This is a genomic window from Psychrobacter sp. TB55-MNA-CIBAN-0194 (assembly GCF_040309505.1).
GTDB classification, from domain to species: domain Bacteria; phylum Pseudomonadota; class Gammaproteobacteria; order Pseudomonadales; family Moraxellaceae; genus Psychrobacter; species Psychrobacter fozii.
In genome coordinates this window covers 158,807-177,617 of record NZ_JBEOOW010000002.1, presented here as the reverse complement: position 1 = coordinate 177,617, position 18,811 = coordinate 158,807, and the positions used below count along the sequence as shown (strand labels likewise).

General features: G+C 43.2%; 14 protein-coding genes. 3 read left to right on the top strand and 11 right to left on the bottom strand.

Annotation, left to right across the window (positions count from 1 at the left end; genetic code table 11):
• The first annotated feature begins 58 nt into the window (after window positions 1-58).
• A complete protein-coding gene (locus AAEY75_RS03380; protein ID WP_352258405.1) occupies window positions 59-1,459 on the top strand; it encodes a peptidylprolyl isomerase in 1,401 nt (466 codons plus the stop codon).
• Window positions 1,460-1,958: 499 nt separating this feature from the next.
• On the opposite strand, the gene AAEY75_RS03375 is transcribed toward AAEY75_RS03380, so the two are convergent.
• A complete protein-coding gene (locus tag AAEY75_RS03375; RefSeq protein WP_352258403.1) occupies window positions 1,959-3,074 on the bottom strand; it encodes an endonuclease/exonuclease/phosphatase family protein in 1,116 nt (371 codons plus the stop codon).
• A 430-nt stretch (window positions 3,075-3,504) separates the two neighbouring features.
• Here AAEY75_RS03375 and asd point away from each other — a divergent pair, with 430 nt between their 5' ends.
• Window positions 3,505-4,638 (top strand): aspartate-semialdehyde dehydrogenase, encoded by a 1,134-nt coding sequence (gene asd, locus AAEY75_RS03370; protein ID WP_352258401.1) that lies wholly within the window; start codon window positions 3,505-3,507, stop codon window positions 4,636-4,638.
• A 140-nt stretch (window positions 4,639-4,778) separates the two neighbouring features.
• On the opposite strand, the gene AAEY75_RS03365 is transcribed toward asd, so the two are convergent.
• Window positions 4,779-5,438, bottom strand: coding sequence for an SOUL family heme-binding protein (locus AAEY75_RS03365; RefSeq protein WP_352258399.1), 660 nt, complete (start codon window positions 5,436-5,438; stop codon window positions 4,779-4,781).
• A 377-nt stretch (window positions 5,439-5,815) separates the two neighbouring features.
• Between AAEY75_RS03365 and tgt the strand changes: the two genes are divergently transcribed.
• The gene (tgt, locus tag AAEY75_RS03360) at window positions 5,816-6,967 is read left to right on the top strand and encodes a tRNA guanosine(34) transglycosylase Tgt (RefSeq protein WP_352258397.1); all 1,152 of its coding nucleotides are present in this window, start codon (window positions 5,816-5,818) and stop codon (window positions 6,965-6,967) included.
• 112 nt (window positions 6,968-7,079) lie between these two features.
• Here tgt and AAEY75_RS03355 read toward each other — a convergent pair whose 3' ends face one another.
• The 9 genes from AAEY75_RS03355 to uppS all read right to left on the bottom strand — a co-directional run bounded on the left by AAEY75_RS03355 (window position 7,080) and on the right by uppS (window position 18,610).
• Entirely contained in the window at window positions 7,080-8,429 is a 1,350-nt protein-coding gene (locus AAEY75_RS03355) for a sodium-dependent transporter (protein ID WP_197218410.1), read from the bottom strand.
• Window positions 8,430-8,736: 307 nt separating this feature from the next.
• Window positions 8,737-9,516, bottom strand: a complete 780-nt coding sequence (gene lpxA / locus AAEY75_RS03350; RefSeq protein ID WP_197100760.1) for an acyl-ACP--UDP-N-acetylglucosamine O-acyltransferase — start codon at window positions 9,514-9,516, stop codon at window positions 8,737-8,739.
• 186 nt (window positions 9,517-9,702) lie between these two features.
• On the bottom strand, window positions 9,703-10,212 hold the full coding sequence (fabZ, locus tag AAEY75_RS03345; protein ID WP_352258394.1) for a 3-hydroxyacyl-ACP dehydratase FabZ: 510 nt from the start codon (window positions 10,210-10,212) through the stop codon (window positions 9,703-9,705).
• A 52-nt stretch (window positions 10,213-10,264) separates the two neighbouring features.
• Window positions 10,265-11,281 carry a UDP-3-O-(3-hydroxymyristoyl)glucosamine N-acyltransferase gene (lpxD, locus tag AAEY75_RS03340; RefSeq protein WP_352258392.1) on the bottom strand — a complete coding sequence of 339 codons (1,017 nt, stop codon included), beginning with the start codon at window positions 11,279-11,281 and terminating at the stop codon, window positions 10,265-10,267.
• A gap of 86 nt (window positions 11,282-11,367) precedes the next feature.
• Window positions 11,368-13,785, bottom strand: a complete 2,418-nt coding sequence (gene bamA, locus AAEY75_RS03335; RefSeq protein ID WP_352258390.1) for an outer membrane protein assembly factor BamA — start codon at window positions 13,783-13,785, stop codon at window positions 11,368-11,370.
• A gap of 264 nt (window positions 13,786-14,049) precedes the next feature.
• Entirely contained in the window at window positions 14,050-15,426 is a 1,377-nt protein-coding gene (gene rseP, locus AAEY75_RS03330; protein ID WP_197218408.1) for an RIP metalloprotease RseP, read from the bottom strand.
• 110 nt (window positions 15,427-15,536) lie between these two features.
• Window positions 15,537-16,742: a 1-deoxy-D-xylulose-5-phosphate reductoisomerase gene (gene ispC, locus AAEY75_RS03325; protein ID WP_352258388.1), complete on the bottom strand. Its 1,206-nt coding sequence runs from the start codon at window positions 16,740-16,742 to the stop codon at window positions 15,537-15,539.
• Between the two features lie 108 nt (window positions 16,743-16,850).
• Window positions 16,851-17,660 (bottom strand): phosphatidate cytidylyltransferase, encoded by an 810-nt coding sequence (locus AAEY75_RS03320; protein WP_352258386.1) that lies wholly within the window; start codon window positions 17,658-17,660, stop codon window positions 16,851-16,853.
• A 191-nt stretch (window positions 17,661-17,851) separates the two neighbouring features.
• Window positions 17,852-18,610: a polyprenyl diphosphate synthase gene (gene uppS / locus AAEY75_RS03315; protein WP_352258384.1), complete on the bottom strand. Its 759-nt coding sequence runs from the start codon at window positions 18,608-18,610 to the stop codon at window positions 17,852-17,854.
• Window positions 18,611-18,811: the final 201 nt, after the last annotated feature.

Below are 18,811 nucleotides of genomic sequence, written 5' to 3'. Positions count from 1 at the left end.
TATAATGGATATGGTTGACCAACTACCATCCGATGCGATGACATTGATGAGGAGCATCATGAGATTTTTTTCTGTACGTCAAACCAGCCGTGCTGTACTGTTTTCGATGGGTATGAGTGCAGGCCTTGTGCTTAGTCTCAATGCCCAAGCCGCCACCGTAAAGCCTGCAGCGGCTAAAGCGACAACCAATGCTGAACAAAGCAACGTGAATCGCCTGACCCCAGCCAATAGCACAGACGGCATCATTGCATTAGTCAATGAAAATGCTATCTTAAAAAGTGAATTGGTTGCTGCTATTACGCAAGCTCAAGCACGTGCTCAAGCTGCTGGCGAGCCAATTGCCAACTCAGCTCAGCTACAGTCTGAAGTGTTAAATGCACTTATCTTACGTGAGTTGCAGCTGTCTATGATTAAGCGCTCAGGCCTAAAACCTGACGATGCCGCTATCAATCAGCGTCTGGGTCAAATCGCACAAGCAGAAGGACTGGGTAGCATCTCAGCATTGCAGCAACGTCTAGATGCAGCAAGACCTGGTAGCTACGCTGCTCTGCGCGCTCAGCTGATCGAAGATGCCTCTATTCAAGCATTGCAGCAACGTCAAATCAGTGATCGTGTCCGCATCAGCGAGCAAGATATCGATGCATTTTTGGCATCTCCTGAAGCCAAGCGCTTGAACCAAAGTGAATATCAAACCATTCATGTACGCGTGCCTTACATCGATGACTATAGCCGTTTATCAGAGGCGCAGCGTGCAGAAGCATTAAAGGTAGCGGGAGCATTACGCACTCGCCTGCTCGTATCAGATGTCAATGTCACGGAAGCTGTCGCTGCTAGCCAAGGTAGCTATCCTATCCCACTACAAGGTGGCGATATGGGCTTTCACAAGGCGGCCTCATTGCCTACAGAACTATCAAGCCAAATTACCAAGCTTGACGTCGGTGCGGTTAGTGAGCCATTAATTACTCCTGAAGGTATCGATATCATTAAGCTTGCTAATAAAAAAGCCAGTGATACCATGCTGATACCGCAATGGCAAACTCGTCACATCTTGGTGAAAGTTGATGAGCTCCAGACTGATGCGCTTGCTGAACAAAAAATCAATGATTTATACGAACAGCTACGCAGTGGTGCTGACTTTGCTGGTTTAGCATCGACCTACTCAGATGATCCGGGTTCAGCTGGTCGCGGTGGTGATCTTGACTGGGTTAGTGAAGAGGATATGGTTGGTCCGTTTGAAGCTGTCATGAAAAATACAGCGGTCGGTGATTACTCTGCTCCTTTCAAGACCCAGTTTGGCTGGCATATCTTAAAAGTGGATGGGAAACGTGATCAGGACGTTAGTGAGCAATATCGTCGCAGTATGGCACGTCAAGCATTGTACCAACGCCTAGCACCACAAGCTCAAGAAGACTGGCTACAAGAGTTACGTTCTAGCGCTTATATCCAAGTACTTGGATAAGAAACTACCGAATAGATTAACAACATAAATAGTCTTTTCGAAAAAGGGTACATGCCAATGCATGTACCCTTTTTTATTGATAAGCGCCCATTTTTAAAAGCTAGCGTTTAAGGATCTTTTTTAATTCCTGATATTCTAATTTTCTATAAAACCCAAAAATGAATCTTCAACGAATGAATTTGACACACAAAGAAAAGCCCCGAACCTAGGGCGATTGGTTCGAGGCTTTAACGCTTCATGTTGTTATTATTTCCGTGTTGACTCATCCTAAGTCATGAACAGTAAACTATAAGACAGCGGGCTGACCTGAGCTTTTATTGATACTGTCTCAACACTGCATCCTTGCATATCCTTGTGTTGATGGTCGTATTGTAGGGCAATCAGTTTGATACAACTAGAGGCTAAAGACCTTATTTGACGTAAGCATATGCTTACGTTTTTAGAGGAAGCTTAATAGCGCAATAAGCTATCAAACTAGTATCTGTTGACCCAAAACTCTTCATTCTTCTGCGTGTTCTTTTGATACCTTTTTACCTTCTTTTTTACCTTCTTCTATTTTATGATCCGTCTCTCTAATATCTTCTGCGTCCTTAGTAGGCGCATTTTGTGCTTGTTGACTGGTCTTTTCTGGCTCATATTGTAGCGTTGTCATAACAGGAAAGTGGTCAGAGCCAATAGAGGGCATGCGCTTTATATCTACAACGGTAAAGCAGGCACTATGGAAAATATGATCTAATGCCCAACGCAGAAATGGATAATTGACGTGGAAAGTATTGATAAAATGTCGGCCGATACGCGGGTCTAATAACCCAGATATACGCTGAAAACGTCGAGTCGTTTTTGACCATGCCACATCATTGAGGTCACCTGCCAATATCGCCGTTTGGTCGTTCTCTTTTATGTGCTTTCCGACCATGAGCAACTCGGCATCCCGAGTGGTAGATTTGTCTGCTTCGGTGGGACTGGGCGGCATAGGATGCAAGCAATACAACCAAATGACGCGACCACTTTGCAGGCGCAGCTGCGCATGGATTGAAGGAATGTCATCAATCATCAAGTATTTGACTTCAGGATCAATCAACTCAAGCTTAGAATAGAGATGCATACCATACAGATTATCCAATGGAACCTTTACGGTATAAGGATAGTCAGATTCAATCTGCTGCAAGGCCTTTTCCCATTTTTTATCACTTTCTAGCGTAATTAAAATATCAGGTTCTTTTTGCTTGACCAAATCAACCAGTTTTTGCGTATTATCGTTAGGCGTCAAAACATTTGAAACCATTATTTTTAGGTGATTATCCTGCCCCTCTGGTTTGTCTTTTGCTTTCTCGACTTCTTTTTTCCACAGTCTGGTATAAGGCAGTATCATTCTCAGCTGAAACGCTAAAGTGATACTTAAGACTAAGAATAGCAGCCACTGACCTAACGCCCATTCTGACCAAAATAGCAGCATACCAATCCAAGCAATGGCACCTAACACCATGATTTGAATGCGTGGAAACTCAACACCACGCACCCACCAATTATCAAGTGGTATCCAACCCCAAATCGTTACGAAGGCGATGAATCCTGCTAACCCCTGTAGGCTGTAATATAATAGTGAGAGATCCATAGTGTGTATTAACCGTCTATTAGGAGGATGACTGAAGAAATGGCCCGGTTCATGACTTATTCGATAACGAAATATTGCATGGCTTGGTCTGAATTGAGGTTCACTTCTAACCTTAGCATTTCACAATATTATAGACTACTAATGAGCAATCATGATGCGACAACTATCATAAAACATTACAATATTTACAAGCTCATAATAACCATCATCGTATATGTCTTTTCGATAGTCATGATTGCTAGATATTATTAATGTACGATGAGTTGTCTAAGGCATAGTGAGTGTCACTATTACGCTAATAACTTAAAGTTATAACGAACATAGTTAATAGTATATAGAAAACCGCTAAAACGCCTTGCTTTTTAGCGCTATTCACGGCATTGTTATCGGTTGGTGATGCAACAAATAATTGTAAATAGGATTGGATTTCATGAGTAATTTAACAGTAGGCTTGGTAGGCTGGCGCGGTATGGTTGGGTCAGTATTGATACAACGTATGCAAGAAGAAAATGACTTCAATGGCATCACACCTGTGTTCTTTTCCACCAGCAATGCAGGCGGAGATGCGCCAAGCTTTGAGGGTATTGAAACTAGCCAATTAAAAGATGCTCATGATATTGACGCACTTGCTGCTTGTGATGTTGTTATTACTTGCCAAGGTGGTGATTACACGTCAAAGGTACATCAACCATTACGTGATGGCGGTTGGAATGGTTATTGGGTTGATGCAGCGAGCACGTTGCGAATGAAAGATGACAGCATCATCATTCTTGATCCGGTCAACCGCGCTGTCATCGATAGTGCCTTAGCCAATGGCAAAAAAGACTTTATCGGTGGTAACTGTACTGTGTCATTGATGCTGATGGCTATCGGTGAGTTGTTTAATAAGGGCTGGGTTGAATGGGTCAGCGCCATGACTTATCAGGCCGCTAGTGGCTCTGGTGCAAACAACATGCGCGAGCTCATTAATGGCATGGGCATATTACATGATGCGGTCAAAGATGAGCTGGCTGATCCTGCTAGTGCGATTCTTGAAATTGATAAAAAAATCGCTCAGACTCAGCGTTCAGCAGACTTCCCTACACAGTACTTTGGTGTGCCTTTAGCTGGTAGCTTAATCCCCTATATTGATGTTCAACTAGAGAATAAACAATCAAAAGAAGAATGGAAAGGTGGTGTTGAAACCAACAAAATCCTTGGTAATTCTGAAACTGATAAGATTGCTATCGACGGTATGTGTGTTCGCGTTGGTGCGATGCGCTGCCATGCACAAGGGCTGACTATCAAGCTCAAAAAAGATATTCCGTTAGAAGAAATCGAAGCGGCGCTGAAAAATAGCGGCAACGAGTGGTTAGATTTGGTTGAGGACGACAAAGAAGCCACCATGAACCGCTTAACGCCAGTAGCTGTCACTGGTACTTTGACTGTTGCGTTAGGTCGTTTGCGTAAGCTCAATATGGGTCCTGAGTATCTAGGTGCATTTACCGTCGGCGACCAACTGCTATGGGGCGCAGCTGAACCATTACGCCGTATGCTTAATATCATCCGCGAGCAAAAAAACTAGATACGCTACCCAAAACCTTAAATACAAAAAAAGACAGCGATTGCTGTCTTTTTTTATGGGGCTAATTTTTATAAACCTATAAATCGTTACAGCAGATAAATAACATACTTATTAAAAATGATACCTTTGAGCTGCGGCTACTATTTTGACTCGTAGGCGATCATTACCTCATTGCGGCGCAAGAATGGTAACGTCCAAGGTGGGTTATAACGTGCCAATTCAGGCTCGCCTGTAGGCATCAGATTCTGGTCTTGCATCCATGTTTGCAATGCTTCGGTTTTTTCCGCTACTTTGTCTTCTCCTGCGAGCCAAGAGAACTTAATCACACCATAAGTCTGTGCAGGCACTTCAATAATCTCAACATTTGGATTATTAGGCTTTGGTAACGTTTGCATAGTGTATTGACTAGGCATAGTGAACTGCACGCGCCACTTCCCATCCTCCTGCTGCATGCTCACTGGTGCTGTCATCGCGATTTTCTGTGAGTCGGTCTCACTTTTTTTATTATTGGGCTGCATGGTCACAGGCGCTGTCATGCTAATTTTACTACTGCCGCCCGTTGGTGCTGTATTATTACCAAAGATATAATCCGCTAACACTTTGAACCCTTCTCGACTAGCGGCGTCTTGATCACCACTCACCCACGTTTGTGCCACAATCTGCTCATCATAACGACGCAGCTCAAAATCGCCTGTTTGTGTCAATAACGTGTACTCTGGCTCTTCTGTCTCAGCGGCCATCGCTCCTTTTGATATCAATAACAATCCGCCCATTAATAATAAATAACCTGTCTTTTTCATATTATTTTCCTAGTTTCTTAAAACAAATCTGTTTCTTAAAATAAGCCTGATGACTCTGACCGCCTCACCTGTATGATTGGTACTTTATCAATGACGCCACTTCCTGTCTGTGTCTTTTGGAGTGCTATCTGTGTTTTTTGGTTATGACAAAGCGAGATTGACCAAAGTGTGTATCGAGCGTATATCGATGACATCAAACATCTATAGTCAAAGAACGCTAAAATGGGTAAAAGGCCGTCGACTGAAGATGGTACAAGTAGCACATTTAGGTAGAGTAACACCGTAGCAGTTCAGTGATTCTCTGACTATATGTCCAAAAAAACCGCTAACAATGCTATAATTATCGCCATTTTCATAGCGTAAATAGTGATAATCATATGCAATTTGTCTTACATAAAACGGCCAGCGGTAACACGCGTGCACGCCGTGGTACAGTTCATCTCAATCATGGCGACGTGCAAACGCCTGCCTTTATGCCTGTTGGTACTTATGGTACGGTCAAGGGTATGCTGCCACGTGATATCGAGGCCATCGGTGCGGATATTGTTTTGGGCAATACCTTTCATCTATGGTTGCGTCCAGGTACCGAGGTGATTGATAAGTTTGGCGGCTTGCATAAGTTCATGCATTGGGACAGACCTATCCTGACTGATTCAGGTGGTTTCCAAGTATTCAGTCTGGGTGCCATGCGTAAAATCACCGAGGAAGGCGTAGATTTTAAATCTCCTATCGATGGTGCTAAGGTATTTCTGTCTCCAGAAAAATCGATGCAGATTCAGTACAGTTTGAATTCAGACATCGTCATGCAGTTCGATGAGTGTACGCCCTATCCAGCCACTCATGACGAAGCCAAAAAATCGTTAGAGTTATCGCTACGTTGGGGACAACGCTGTGTGGATGAGCACAACAGACTGGGCAGTACCAATGCTTTATTTGGTATCGTACAAGGCAGTATGTATCCTGATTTGCGTCAGCAATCACTAGAAGGTCTGCTAAATATTGGCTTTGATGGTTATGCTATTGGTGGTCTGTCTGTTGGTGAGCCAAAAGATGAGATGATGGATGTCTTAGACTACCTTCCTGATGATATGCCAGCAGATAAGCCACGCTATCTAATGGGCGTTGGTAAGCCTGAGGATTTGGTTGAAGGTGTACGTCGCGGTGTCGATATGTTTGATTGTGTGATGCCAACTCGTAACGCGCGTAATGGTCATTACTTTGTCACAGGCGACACAGACAACGCTGGTGTGGTACGTATCCGTAATAGCCAGTATCGCAACGATGAAGGTTCATTAGACCCTGAATGCGATTGCTATACTTGCCAGAACTTCAGCCGAGCTTATCTCTATCACCTGAATAAATGTAAAGAAATGCTGGGTGCACAGCTCGCTACTATTCATAACTTGCGTTACTACCAGCGTTTGATGCAGGGCATGAGAGACGCTATTGAACAAGACACGTTTGATGAGTTTGTCATCGAGTTCTATAGTAAGCGTGGTCAAACAGTTCCTGAGTTAAACTTGCGCTAATCATCGCAACTATTTATCGATAAACATGCAAAAGGGCTTAAGAATCATCTTAAGCCCTTTTTTTATCTATTACTTTTAAAGTAGAGCAATCAAATGCCCTGCTTTAAATTTATTAGATTAACGCATTAACAAATACGACCACGACTGCAATCGGGGCAACGAATTTAGCAACGATTTGCCAAACCTGGAATGCACCATTAGACAATCCAAGCTCTTGTTGAATACTACGCTGATCCATTCTCCAAGCAAGGAATATAATCGCTGCAAGGCCCGTTAAAGGTAGAATGAATTTACTGGTCAGTTTATCTAGAGCGTCGAAAATATTGTTGTCCAAGATAGTAACGTCAGACCATAGATTGAACGATAGTAATGCCGCAATACCTAACAACCAAATGATAGTACTCGAAACGATCGTTGCTACGGTACGGCTCATAGAAGTACGCTCTTCTAAAAACTCAACCGTTGGCTCAAGCAATGAGATTGCTGATGTAACAGCAGCAAAAGTAATAAGTAAGAAGAACAATGTACCAATAATCGTACCAGCGCCCATGCTACCAAAAGCAATTGGCAAACTAACAAAGATAAGACCAGGACCTGAAGCAGGATCTAGACCATTACTAAAGATAATTGGGAAAATAGCTAGACCAGCAGCCAAAGCAATCACAGTATCTAGAATAACAACCGTACGTGCCGTCTTAAGTAAGTTCACTTCACGACCCAAATATGAGCCATAAGCAACCATGATACCCATACCAATTGATAGTGTGAAGAAAGCATGGCCCAATGCGGCAATCATAACATCTTCGGTCAGCTTGCTTAGATCAGGAGTAAACAGATAAGCCACTGCCTCACCAAAGCCACCATTCATGACGTTATAACCAACGATAACGAATAGAATCAAACCTAATAATGGCATTAAAATCTTAGCCGTTCTTTCGATACCGCTCGTCACACCAATACCAACGATAACAGCGGTAAAGAACATGAATACTGTATGCCAGATCGTTAATGTACCAGCAGAGGCTAACATAGCATCAAATGTGGCACCAACAGCATCGCTATCTTGTCCAACGAACTGACCTGTCGCTATTTTAGTCACATAGTTGAGTGCCCAACCACCGATGACACTATAGAACGATAGAATTAAGAAGCCACCCAAAATACCTGAAGCACCAATAATCCCCCAACTGCGTGACTTGCCTTCACTTGTGGCAACATCAACAAAGGTATTAACTGGGTTCTTTTGTCCGCGGCGACCAATCAGCCATTCAGCAACCAAAATTGGAAAACCGACTAACGCAATACAAAATAAATAAGCGATAACGAAAGCTGAGCCACCACTTTCACCTACCATGTATGGAAATTTCCATATATTTCCCAAACCAACTGCCGAACCTACTGCTGCCAACACGAAGCCAAAACTTGAGCTCCACTGTGCATGTTCTTGTTTATTGATAGCCATTTTTCCATCCTCGTGCTTCAATTAATGTCACTGATAATCTTCCTTGATTATCATAAACGCCATTTATAGTAGTAGGCTATTTAGTAAGCGCATCAATGCGAAACGCCCAGTAACATTAAGAAAGAATTGATTACAATACCGTAAACGCTCAGTTTCTGCTAAGCGACCAAAAAAGTCAAGTACTCATAAACATAAAAAACCATAACTATTAGTTATGGTTTTTTATGTTTTATTTAAAGTTAACAAGCGTTTGGTCGATTAGAAGATTTATACTATTACTAACTCTTAGCGTATTTTTATCCTACTTTTAACGTACCACGCCGCGACGGCTTTTCTGTAATGAGTCAATGAGTAGTTGAATTTTTGGCTCTTGTGGCAACAGCTCATTATTCAAAACTTCTAGCGCTTTTACGGTCGTCAAACCCGATCTGAAAATTGTACGATAGGCTTCGCGTAAAAAATTAATGGTCTCTTTTGACCAACCTTTACGGCGCATACCTTCGATGTTCAGACCATGTGCTTTTGCCGGATTACCAGATACCATCGTAAATGCGGCCACGTCTTTTAGAATTAAGCTCGCCCCACCGATTAAACTATAGTCGTCCACCGTACAAAATTGATGAATACCTGAGTTACCACCGATAATCGTATGGTCACCAATTGTGACATGGCCTGCCACACCGACATTATTCGCCAACACATTATGATCGCCAATCACACAATCATGAGCCACATGCGTATTGACCATCAGCAGATTGTGGCTACCAATTTTGGTCAGCTCACCATCTTGTGCTGTACCACGGTGTAAGCTACAGGCCTCACGAATGGTATTATGATCACCAATCTCAAGCCACGTGCGTTCACCTGCGTACTTCAAATCTTGTGGATCTTCACCAATGCTCGCAAACTGATAAATTTGATTGTGCTGACCGATACGAGTTAATTTGGTGACGACTACATGTCGATGCAAAACAGTATGTGCACCAATGGATACCTCATCACCAACGATACAATATGGACCAATGGTGGCAGTCTCATCAATCTGAGCGGACGGTGAGATGAGTGCTGTTGAATGGATCTGACTCATAATGTGGGCCTTTGTATCATCTGATGCGAGTAAATGGTAAAAAATACAGCCAACTTAGCAGTGTTTAAAAAGCTAAAACTGGCTCTGCTATTATATAAAATATTCAATGGTTATTCTGATTGTCCATTTTGAGATAGCTATTTAGATGCTATCGCTCACTATGGACGCTATCATTGTCAATCAGTGCTATTGCTCTTGACGAGCAATCATTATTTGAGCGCTAGCAGCCAGCTCATCGTCGACATGTACGGTACAGTCGAACTTATAAATGCCACGCTTTTGCATGACTGTTTTGGCACGAATAATTAGCTGATCACCAGGAATAACACGACGCTTAAAGCGAACCTTGTCTACGCCTGCAAACAGATATAGATAACCATCTTCTGCCGTGAGCCCCGCACTAATAAATCCAAGAACGCCTGAAACTTGAGCCATGCACTCTACCATTAATACCCCTGGCATAATCGGCTCATCAGGAAAATGACCATTGAAGAACTCTTCATTAATCGTCACGTTCTTCACGCCAGTAATGTATTCTCCAGGGGTACAATCAATAATCTTGTCTACCAAGAGAAAAGGATAACGATGTGGCAAATAATGCTTAAGCGTGTGATAAGTTAATGGTAACTTAAGACCTTGCTCATCTAAACTTTTGATATTGTCATCATTTAAAATATTTATGTCTTGGCTGCTCATAATGGCGCTTCCTTGCTATGTGTTGAATCTTTATGATTTGTTTGTAGTGGCGCTAATCATGGCCAAGCTGACGAAAACGTACCGCAGCACGTCGCCAGTTAGCCGTCGGCATTGCAGCCGTTCCAGAGGAATATGAACCAGCAGTTTTAATGGATTTGGTTACCATCGTCATTCCAGACAAAGTCACATCATCTGTGATCTCAATATGACCGGTAATGCCAACAGCACCACCAATGATGCAGCGCTTACCTATTCGAGTACTACCAGCGATAGCCGTTTGGGCAGCAATCGCACTACCGTCACCGATATGCACGTTATGAGCAACTTGCACTAGATTATCAATAATCACATGATTACCGATAACCGTATCATCAATGGCACCGCGATCAATACAGGTCTGGCTACCAATTCGTACATAGTCACCGATCATTACACGCCCTAATTGAGCGATACGCTCCCAGCCTGTGCTGCTAGGATCAGTGGTTGGTGCAAAACCAAACCCTTCTGAGCCCACGCTTACACCTGCATGCAATCTGACATGATTACCAATAATGCAATCATGTCCAATAACCACATGTGATTTTATAATACAATCAGTGCCTACCGTAGTATTTGCCTCGACGACCACATGCGCAGCCAGTGAACTACGCTCACCAATATGCACATGGTCACCGATCACACAAAAAGGACCGATGCTGACATTATTACCAATAATCGCACTATCAGCAATCACTGCACTAGGATGAATCTCGTTAGACCGTAATTCGCGACCGAATAGCTGACTGGCACTCGCGTAGGCCAAATAAGGACTTGCAACCACTAATGCTATGGCTGTCGATGGCACTTGATCACGAAGCTCAGCCGTAACCAGCACTACTCCGGCCTGAGTGCTCGCAAGACTAAAGACATAGCGAGCATTAGCTAAAAAGCTCAACTGCTGCTGGTCGGCAGTAGTCAGACTACCAACGCTATTAAACTCTCGGCGTAGTTGTTGAGCGTTTATCTCAGACTTGTTGGTAACAGGCTGACGCTGCTCAATACGAGTGACAATTTGCTCTATCGTTATCATAGTGATTATTAATATTGTTATGAATAAGGCAATTGCCAAGCTGAAAAATCATCTTGGCAATCCACTACTGTCTAACGGATATGGCGTTAGAACGTACTACCAATCTGGAACTGAACCTTTTCAGTCTCATCGCCTTCTTTATCACCGAAAGGCACTGCATAGCTGAGTGATATCGGTCCAATTGGCGTATACCAAGTAATACCCGCACCCGCACTATAGCGTAAGCTATTATCTTGAGAGATTAAAGGAACGCCTGTATCAACTTTAGTTCCATCACTTTTAGAATAAGTAAAAGTTTCATCGTCTTTACCAGTGGTATCAAAGACTTGACCGCCCTCAGCAAACAATACTGGACGTACTTGATCTGCCCAATCGCCTTTAAATGGCATTGGTAAAATCAGCTCAGCACCGAAAGTTGCCAATGCATTACCGCCGACCTCTTCATCAGTACTGTCTGTACCGGTAACAGCCTCGTTGTATGTTTGTGATTTTGGTCCAAGCGTTGAAGACTCATAGCCACGCACCGAACCATAACCACCAGCGTAGAAGTTCTCATAGAAAGGTAGATCATTACCATAACCAAGCTTGGTATAGCCACGTGCGATAATATCTTTATAAACAGGATAATATATATTGCCCGTATAAGTTAGTTTCTGATAGTTAGAATCACCAACACCAATCGTTGCATCAATGGCATGACTCATACCTTTTGTCGGAAATACTGGACGATCTAAAGTGCTAGAATCCCAACCAAATAGTAAATTATAAGTCGTATAGTCATTTTTAAAACTTGCAGTGCCATCAGTGTCGTCAACAGGTGTTTGTGTACCACCATCATCTAACAACTCCTGAGCGTTGGACACACCGAGGTATCTACCACCACGTACGGTCGTGTTGTCAACATTCAAACCAGCACTGACTCGCTTGGTTTCATCAATTGGATAGCTATAGTTAAGCGTAGCACCAAGAGAATCAGTTACATAGTTACTGACGTTATCATCATCATATTTGGTCTTACGATAATAAGCACTCAAACCTTGCGACACACCATTTTCTGTAAAGTATGGATCGGTATACCCTAAGCTATAAGAGTCAACGGTTTCTGAGCGTGACAACGCAGCTTTTACACGGTTACCAGTACCCATAAAGTTGTTTTGCGTCAAATCTAACTGGAATGTCACACCACCACTTTGTGAATAACCTGCAGCGATAGTTGAGCTACCAGAAGGCTGCTCTTCAACCACATAGTTCACATCAACTTGGTCTGGCTGATTAGGTACTGGCTTAACATCGACAGTCACACTTTTAAAGAACCCAGTACGCATCAAACGTGTGCGTGACAGCTGAATCTTGTCATTAGAAGACAGTGTGCCTTCTAACTGACGCATTTCACGGCGAAGCACTTCATCTTGGGTTTTAATGTTGCCCGTAAAGTTAATGCGACGAACGTAGATAGGACGTGCAGGATCGATGAAGTAATCAATCTCAACCATTTTGGTATCATCATTGATACGTGGCACAGGTCTGACCTGTGCTAGATAGTAACCTTCATTACCATAACGACTCTTAAGTGCTGCGGTAGTCGCATCTAACTTGGCTTGCGAGTATTTTTCGTTAGGGGCAAAAGTAACCAGCTCTTTTAGCTCATCGTTATCAAACGTTGGCTTACCTAAGAAATTAACGTCGCCAAACTGATACTGTTCACCTTCATTAAGACTCACTTCAATAAAGATGCTGTTTTTATCTTCACTGATATTAAGCACGGCATTGTCTACGGCAAAACGCACATAACCATCATTTTGATAGAGCGCTTTTAGGTTTTCTAAACTAGCAGCCAGCTTCTCTTGAGCATAGCGGTCAGATTTAGAGATCAGATTTTTCCAAGACGATTCTTTTACCGCAAATACGTCTTTGATTTCTTCATCGCTGAAGTGTTTATTACCAATAACATTGATATCAACAACTTTAGCAGGATCACCTTCAACGAAGCGCACCTCTAACTTGACACGATTGCCGTCAAGTACCGTTTGATCCACTTCAATATTACTATTGTAGTAACCTTGGCTGATGTATTGCTGCTGTAACTCGTTAGCGACGCCCTGTAGTGTGGCTTGTTTAAGCACATCACCTGCAGTTAGGCCAGCATTCTTCAGTCCCTGCTCAAGCCCTTCTTTTGGAATAAGCTTATTGCCTTCAAAAGTCACCTCAGCAATGGTTGGACGCTCAACGACATCAAATCGTAGCTGACCACCTTCGACACGGCTTTGAATGTCAGCAAAATTTTCAGTCGCATATAGCGCCTTAATACTCGCTGCCAAGCTACTGTCACTCACCGTGTCTCCTACCGAAATAGGCAGAACCGGATAGAGGCTATCGGGGGTTAGGCGTTGTAGACCATTAAAACCGATGTCAGTGACTACAAACTCTGCAGCATGTACTGGCATACTCATCATCGCTACAACTAACGGCAACCCTGCCGCGCTCATAAATAAAGGCGTACGCATAAACACTATCCGTCAATAAAAAACTTGCTTAAGTTAAGTTAAAAAGCACATATTGTCTAGCCCATTGCATATGAAATTTTCAACTCACATGAGGGAGACTCAGAACACTTTATATAAAATGCATCACAAAATAAACTAAAAATTACGATTAGTACAGAGACCATGAGATGAAGCACTATCATCTATCATAGCAACAATCGGTCTATGATAGGCGTAAAGCCATTAGTACATAATGCCTTATCATTTATATTAGCTGTCATTTAATCAAAATAGCCGACTGATATCATTACCAATTGCTAACACCATGAAACCTGCCAGCAAGAGTAAACCGATATTTAAACCAACCATTTGTACGCCTTCTGACAGTGGCTTACCGCGAATCAGCTCAATGAAGTGATAGACGATATGACCACCATCCAATACAGGAATGGGTAAAAGATTCAATACCGCCAGACTCAAACTAATCAAAGCCGCAGTGGACAATACCATCTGCCAACTGATATCAAAACTCTGTTTGGCAACTTTGGCAATCGTGATAGGACCTGACAAATTATCCAACCCAATCATGCCCGACAGCATTTTCCCCATTGAGCTAACCGTCATTACTGCTAGCTGTTCCGTCTTCTCAAATGACTTTACTAACGACTCGCCAGGACCATAGACAACTGTGGTTTTATACGCATCAGGGACCACAATCTCAGACTGTACCACCATAGCACCAATTTGGCCATAATCGTTACCTAAGTTATCTTTTTTACCTTGTGGCATAATCTGTAATTGCACAGATTTTCCATCACGTAGGACCGTAAAATTAAGCAGCGTTTCAGGGCTATCGCGAATGATACGGGTAGCACTGATCCAGTCTTTTATTTCTGTATCATTGATAGCCGTAATGCGATCACCGACTTTTAGCCCCTGCCGACTGGCAGCACCATCAGCACTCAGATCACCCACTATCGGGGCAATATCTGGTTGCCACGGCAGCATGCCAAAGCTAGTCAATGCATCTTTGCCTTGTGCGGCGCCTTGCATAAATTGCTGCACGGGCGCTTGATACGTTTTGGCCGAGTTATCAGTTTGGACAGCTGATTGCACCGTGATACTCACATCATCTGTCTCGCCCATACGCCCAGCCAGACGATAATTAATACCTTCCCACGTTTGCACGTCATGACCATCAATCGCAACAATTTTACCACCAACAGGTAGCTGTGCCATAGCAGCAGGCGTATCAGGCAAGATGCTGCCAATTTTAGTCGCTAGCTGCTCTGATGGGGTCATAAACAGTACCCAAAACAGCGCGATAGCAATAATAAAATTCATGATAGGGCCAGCAGCGGCAATCGCAATCTTCTTTAGCGGATGCTGATGATTAAACGCCAAATGTTGCTCATCTTTGGCCACTTCACCTTCACGCTCGTCGAGCATTTTGACATAACCACCCAGTGGCAATGCCGAGATGCGATAGTCAATACCACTTTTCTTACTGGTCCAACCAAACAGCTTAGGGCCGAAACCAATAGAGTAAGTCAGCACTTTAACGCCGCACATACGTGCCACGATATAGTGACCCCATTCATGCAAAGCAATGAGCGGACCTAAGACAAATATTGCTGCAAGGAGCGTTAATAAAAACGTCATGATCTTTTCTCAGTATGATTTCTTAGCATCTTTTGTCAACATCTTTGCTAGGGCATGCTGGACATCATCTTTTGACTAAAAGCTTTTTTCTGCGATTATACTAATTACGATTATGCCAACTTTGCTACAAGCTTGTCAGTAAGATGCCGCGCTATCTTATCAATGGTTAATATATCTTCTATGTCAGCTGTTTCGGTCAATGGCGGTACTTGTATGTCATTTAATGCTTGCTCATTGATATCCGCAATATTAGTCAGACGAATTTGTCCATCTAAGAAGGCAGCAACCGCAATTTCGTTCGCAGCATTGAGTACAATAGTCGCTTGCGTACCCGCTTGCATAGCTTGACGTGCCAAACGTAAACAAGCGAATTTTTGCAAGTCGGGTTTGATAAACTCTAATCCGCTGAGCGCATATAAGTCCAATGGCTGAGAGCCACTCTCAATTCGGTTGGGATAGCTGAGTGCATGCGCAATAGGCGTTTTCATATCTGGGCTACCCAACTGTGCTAGATAGCTGCCATCATTATATTCTACCATTGAGTGAATGATACTTTGTGGATGAATGACCACATTTATCCTATCTTCAGTCAAATTAAATAAATGACAAGCTTCTATCAATTCCAAGCCTTTATTCATCATCGTTGCAGAGTCGACGGATATCTTTTGACCCATTGACCAGTTTGGATGTTTGACTGCCTGAGCGACGCTTGCCTGTTGCATCTGTTCAAATGACTGCTGCAAAAATGGCCCACCAGAGGCGGTCAACCATAACTTACGCACGCCATGTTCTGACTGATGGATTTGGGTATTATCTTGCTGAATAGCGAGCGGTAAGCACTGAAAGATAGCATTGTGTTCTGAATCAAGCGGTAGCAAAGTGGCATTGTGCATTTTGACAGCGTTAATCATTACCTGCCCTGCCATCACTAGCGCCTCTTTATTAGCAAGTAAAATACGCTTGCCTGCACGAGCGGCGGCTAAAGTAGAAGGCAAGCCCGCAGCACCTACAATAGCCGCAACCACGGTATCAGTTTGCGAGTCAGTAGCAATATCTATTAGCCCTTGCTCGCCGCCCACGACATCGATGTCCAGACCTGCAGCACTGAGGCGCTGGGCAAAACTATCAACGGCTGCTGTCGGTACGCTGACACGTTTCGGTAAAAACTGTTTGCAAAGTTCGAATAACTTGTCTAAACGGTGATAGCCGGACAAAGCATAGACCGTGTACTGTGGTTGTGCTGCTAAGATTGCTAACGTACTATCGCCAATCGAACCTGTTGCGCCTAGTACGGCGATGCGTTGCGTCATAACCATTGATGCCTATGAAGGATACTGTGAGAAATAAAAATAAATAAACGCTCTGATTTTTAAGAACTCTAATTTTTAAGCACTTTGATTTTTGAACGCTTTGACATTGATGCTTTATACGACGATCAAGCCAAACTGTTGTATCGCCCAAAAACCAAGTGCAAATATTGGTGTGGCAGACAATAGCGAATCGATACGATCCAATATGCCGCCATGACCCGGAAGAATCGTACCTGAGTCTTTGACATCAGCACGGCGTTTGAGCATTGACTCAAATAAGTCACCAAGCACCGACGCTAAAATCGTTATCGCTGATAATGCCACAAATGCGACTAATGGCACACCAGTCAATTGTAGCTTAAAGACACTAATCCCAATGACGACTAGCAAGCCTGTGACCAATCCGCCAGCCAGTCCTTCCATGCTCTTGTTGGGTGAGACATTCGGTGCCATCTTGCGACGACCAAGCTTGCGACCGACAAAATAAGCGCCACTGTCTGCGCACCAAACCAATAAGAATACATAGAGCAACCACCATGCCGACAGTTGCCACAAATAAAACATAGACGTAATCGATGCCGTCAATATAACAGCACCCATTAACGCCAGCTTCTTTCCATACCAATTGGTATGCGTCGGAAATACTCTAACCCAAGACAGCGCCATCAACCATATAGCGAGTGACGCCACCCACCAAAACAGCCAAGTCACTTTAAATATAAGAGAGACTAAAGTCAGCACCAAGACTAGCAACACAAATACAGCAGGCTGACGCCACTTAGGCATCAGCTTCGTCCACTCATGAGCCGCAATAATCACGCCAACGGCTAAAAGGGGTGCAAATAAAACAGGGGTTTGGCTCGCAAACATTGCAATACCAACGATAATAACGAGAACAACTGCCGTCTTAATTCGTTGCCACATACTTATCGAGCCTTATAATAATGAATAATGTATGGTCAAAAAGTGCATTATAGCAGCTAATCTACAATAGCCCACTAATAGCAATTAACTCCCATTGAAGCGGTTTATTATTTCATAAACAATCAATATTAACTACTCATACGATAACGGCTTTGCAAAATGCTAAGTCAATGATTAAAATGACAACGGTTTTAAGGCTTATCTTGCTCTATCACTATCTGCTCACTGGTTTTGCCAAAGCGGCGTTGACGCTGAGCGAACTCTGTTACCATCGTCGCCAACTCATCTGCTGCAAAATTCGGCCATAACGTTTGGGTGAAGAACAACTCAGCGTAGGCTGATTGCCACAATAAGAAGTTGGAGATTCGGTACTCACCGCCCGTACGTACTAACATGTCTACGGCTGGTTCGTCTGCTAACTGAACATACTCACCGAGCATTTCTTTATTGATATCATCAGCACGTAACTGACCTGACTCTACTTGCTGTGCCAACTGTTTTGCAGCATTCGCAATATCCCATTGTCCACCATAACTGATAGCGATAACTAGGGTCATGGCGTCAAAGTCTGCCGTTTTTGCTTCAGCATCTGCCATCAATGCTTGTAAGTCAGCACTTAGTTGACTGCGATCACCGATGAAACGTAAGCGAATACGATATTCATTCATGCGTGGTATCTGCTCATGAATAGTCGAGGCCAACAGTTGCATCAGCAGTGCCACTTCACTAGGCGGACGTTGCCAGTTCTCACTAGAAAACGCAAATACCGTCAATACCTCGATACCAGTATCCACACAATACTCAACGATGGGATCTAGTGCGTCTTTGCCAGCGACATGTCCTTGGCCTTTTCCCAAATCATTGGCTTTACCATACCGATTGTTGCCATCCATAATGATAGCGATATGACGAGGAAGAATAGTGGGAGCCAAAATGGCTGAAGTGGACATAGGCGAACTTGCTTATTGTTGAGGTAAGATAATAATAACGTGTGCGAGGGTGATTAAAAAGCGTCAGACAGACAATTCATAAACTTATCATAATTCAGTCATCAGTCGCTTAGCACTCACGCAATAATAAGCAGCCAATAGCGTTGGCACATTGACTGCTTAATATTTGAGCAATGACTTAACTAACTATTGTCATAAACA

What these genes read in the sequence shown, in the direction of transcription:
- AAEY75_RS03380 (WP_352258405.1), top strand. Translation starts at nt 59, where the DNA reads ATGAGATTTTTTTCTGTACGTCAAACCAGCCGTGCTGTACTGTTTTCG.
- AAEY75_RS03375 (WP_352258403.1), bottom strand. Translation starts at nt 3,074, where the DNA reads ATGGATCTCTCACTATTATATTACAGCCTACAGGGGTTAGCAGGATTC.
- asd (WP_352258401.1), top strand. Translation starts at nt 3,505, where the DNA reads ATGAGTAATTTAACAGTAGGCTTGGTAGGCTGGCGCGGTATGGTTGGG.
- AAEY75_RS03365 (WP_352258399.1), bottom strand. Translation starts at nt 5,438, where the DNA reads ATGAAAAAGACAGGTTATTTATTATTAATGGGCGGATTGTTATTGATA.
- tgt (WP_352258397.1), top strand. Translation starts at nt 5,816, where the DNA reads ATGCAATTTGTCTTACATAAAACGGCCAGCGGTAACACGCGTGCACGC.
- AAEY75_RS03355 (WP_197218410.1), bottom strand. Translation starts at nt 8,429, where the DNA reads ATGGCTATCAATAAACAAGAACATGCACAGTGGAGCTCAAGTTTTGGC.
- lpxA (WP_197100760.1), bottom strand. Translation starts at nt 9,516, where the DNA reads ATGAGTCAGATCCATTCAACAGCACTCATCTCACCGTCCGCTCAGATT.
- fabZ (WP_352258394.1), bottom strand. Translation starts at nt 10,212, where the DNA reads ATGAGCAGCCAAGACATAAATATTTTAAATGATGACAATATCAAAAGT.
- lpxD (WP_352258392.1), bottom strand. Translation starts at nt 11,281, where the DNA reads ATGATAACGATAGAGCAAATTGTCACTCGTATTGAGCAGCGTCAGCCT.
- bamA (WP_352258390.1), bottom strand. Translation starts at nt 13,785, where the DNA reads ATGCGTACGCCTTTATTTATGAGCGCGGCAGGGTTGCCGTTAGTTGTA.
- rseP (WP_197218408.1), bottom strand. Translation starts at nt 15,426, where the DNA reads ATGACGTTTTTATTAACGCTCCTTGCAGCAATATTTGTCTTAGGTCCG.
- ispC (WP_352258388.1), bottom strand. Translation starts at nt 16,742, where the DNA reads ATGGTTATGACGCAACGCATCGCCGTACTAGGCGCAACAGGTTCGATT.
- AAEY75_RS03320 (WP_352258386.1), bottom strand. Translation starts at nt 17,660, where the DNA reads ATGTGGCAACGAATTAAGACGGCAGTTGTTCTCGTTATTATCGTTGGT.
- uppS (WP_352258384.1), bottom strand. Translation starts at nt 18,610, where the DNA reads ATGTCCACTTCAGCCATTTTGGCTCCCACTATTCTTCCTCGTCATATC.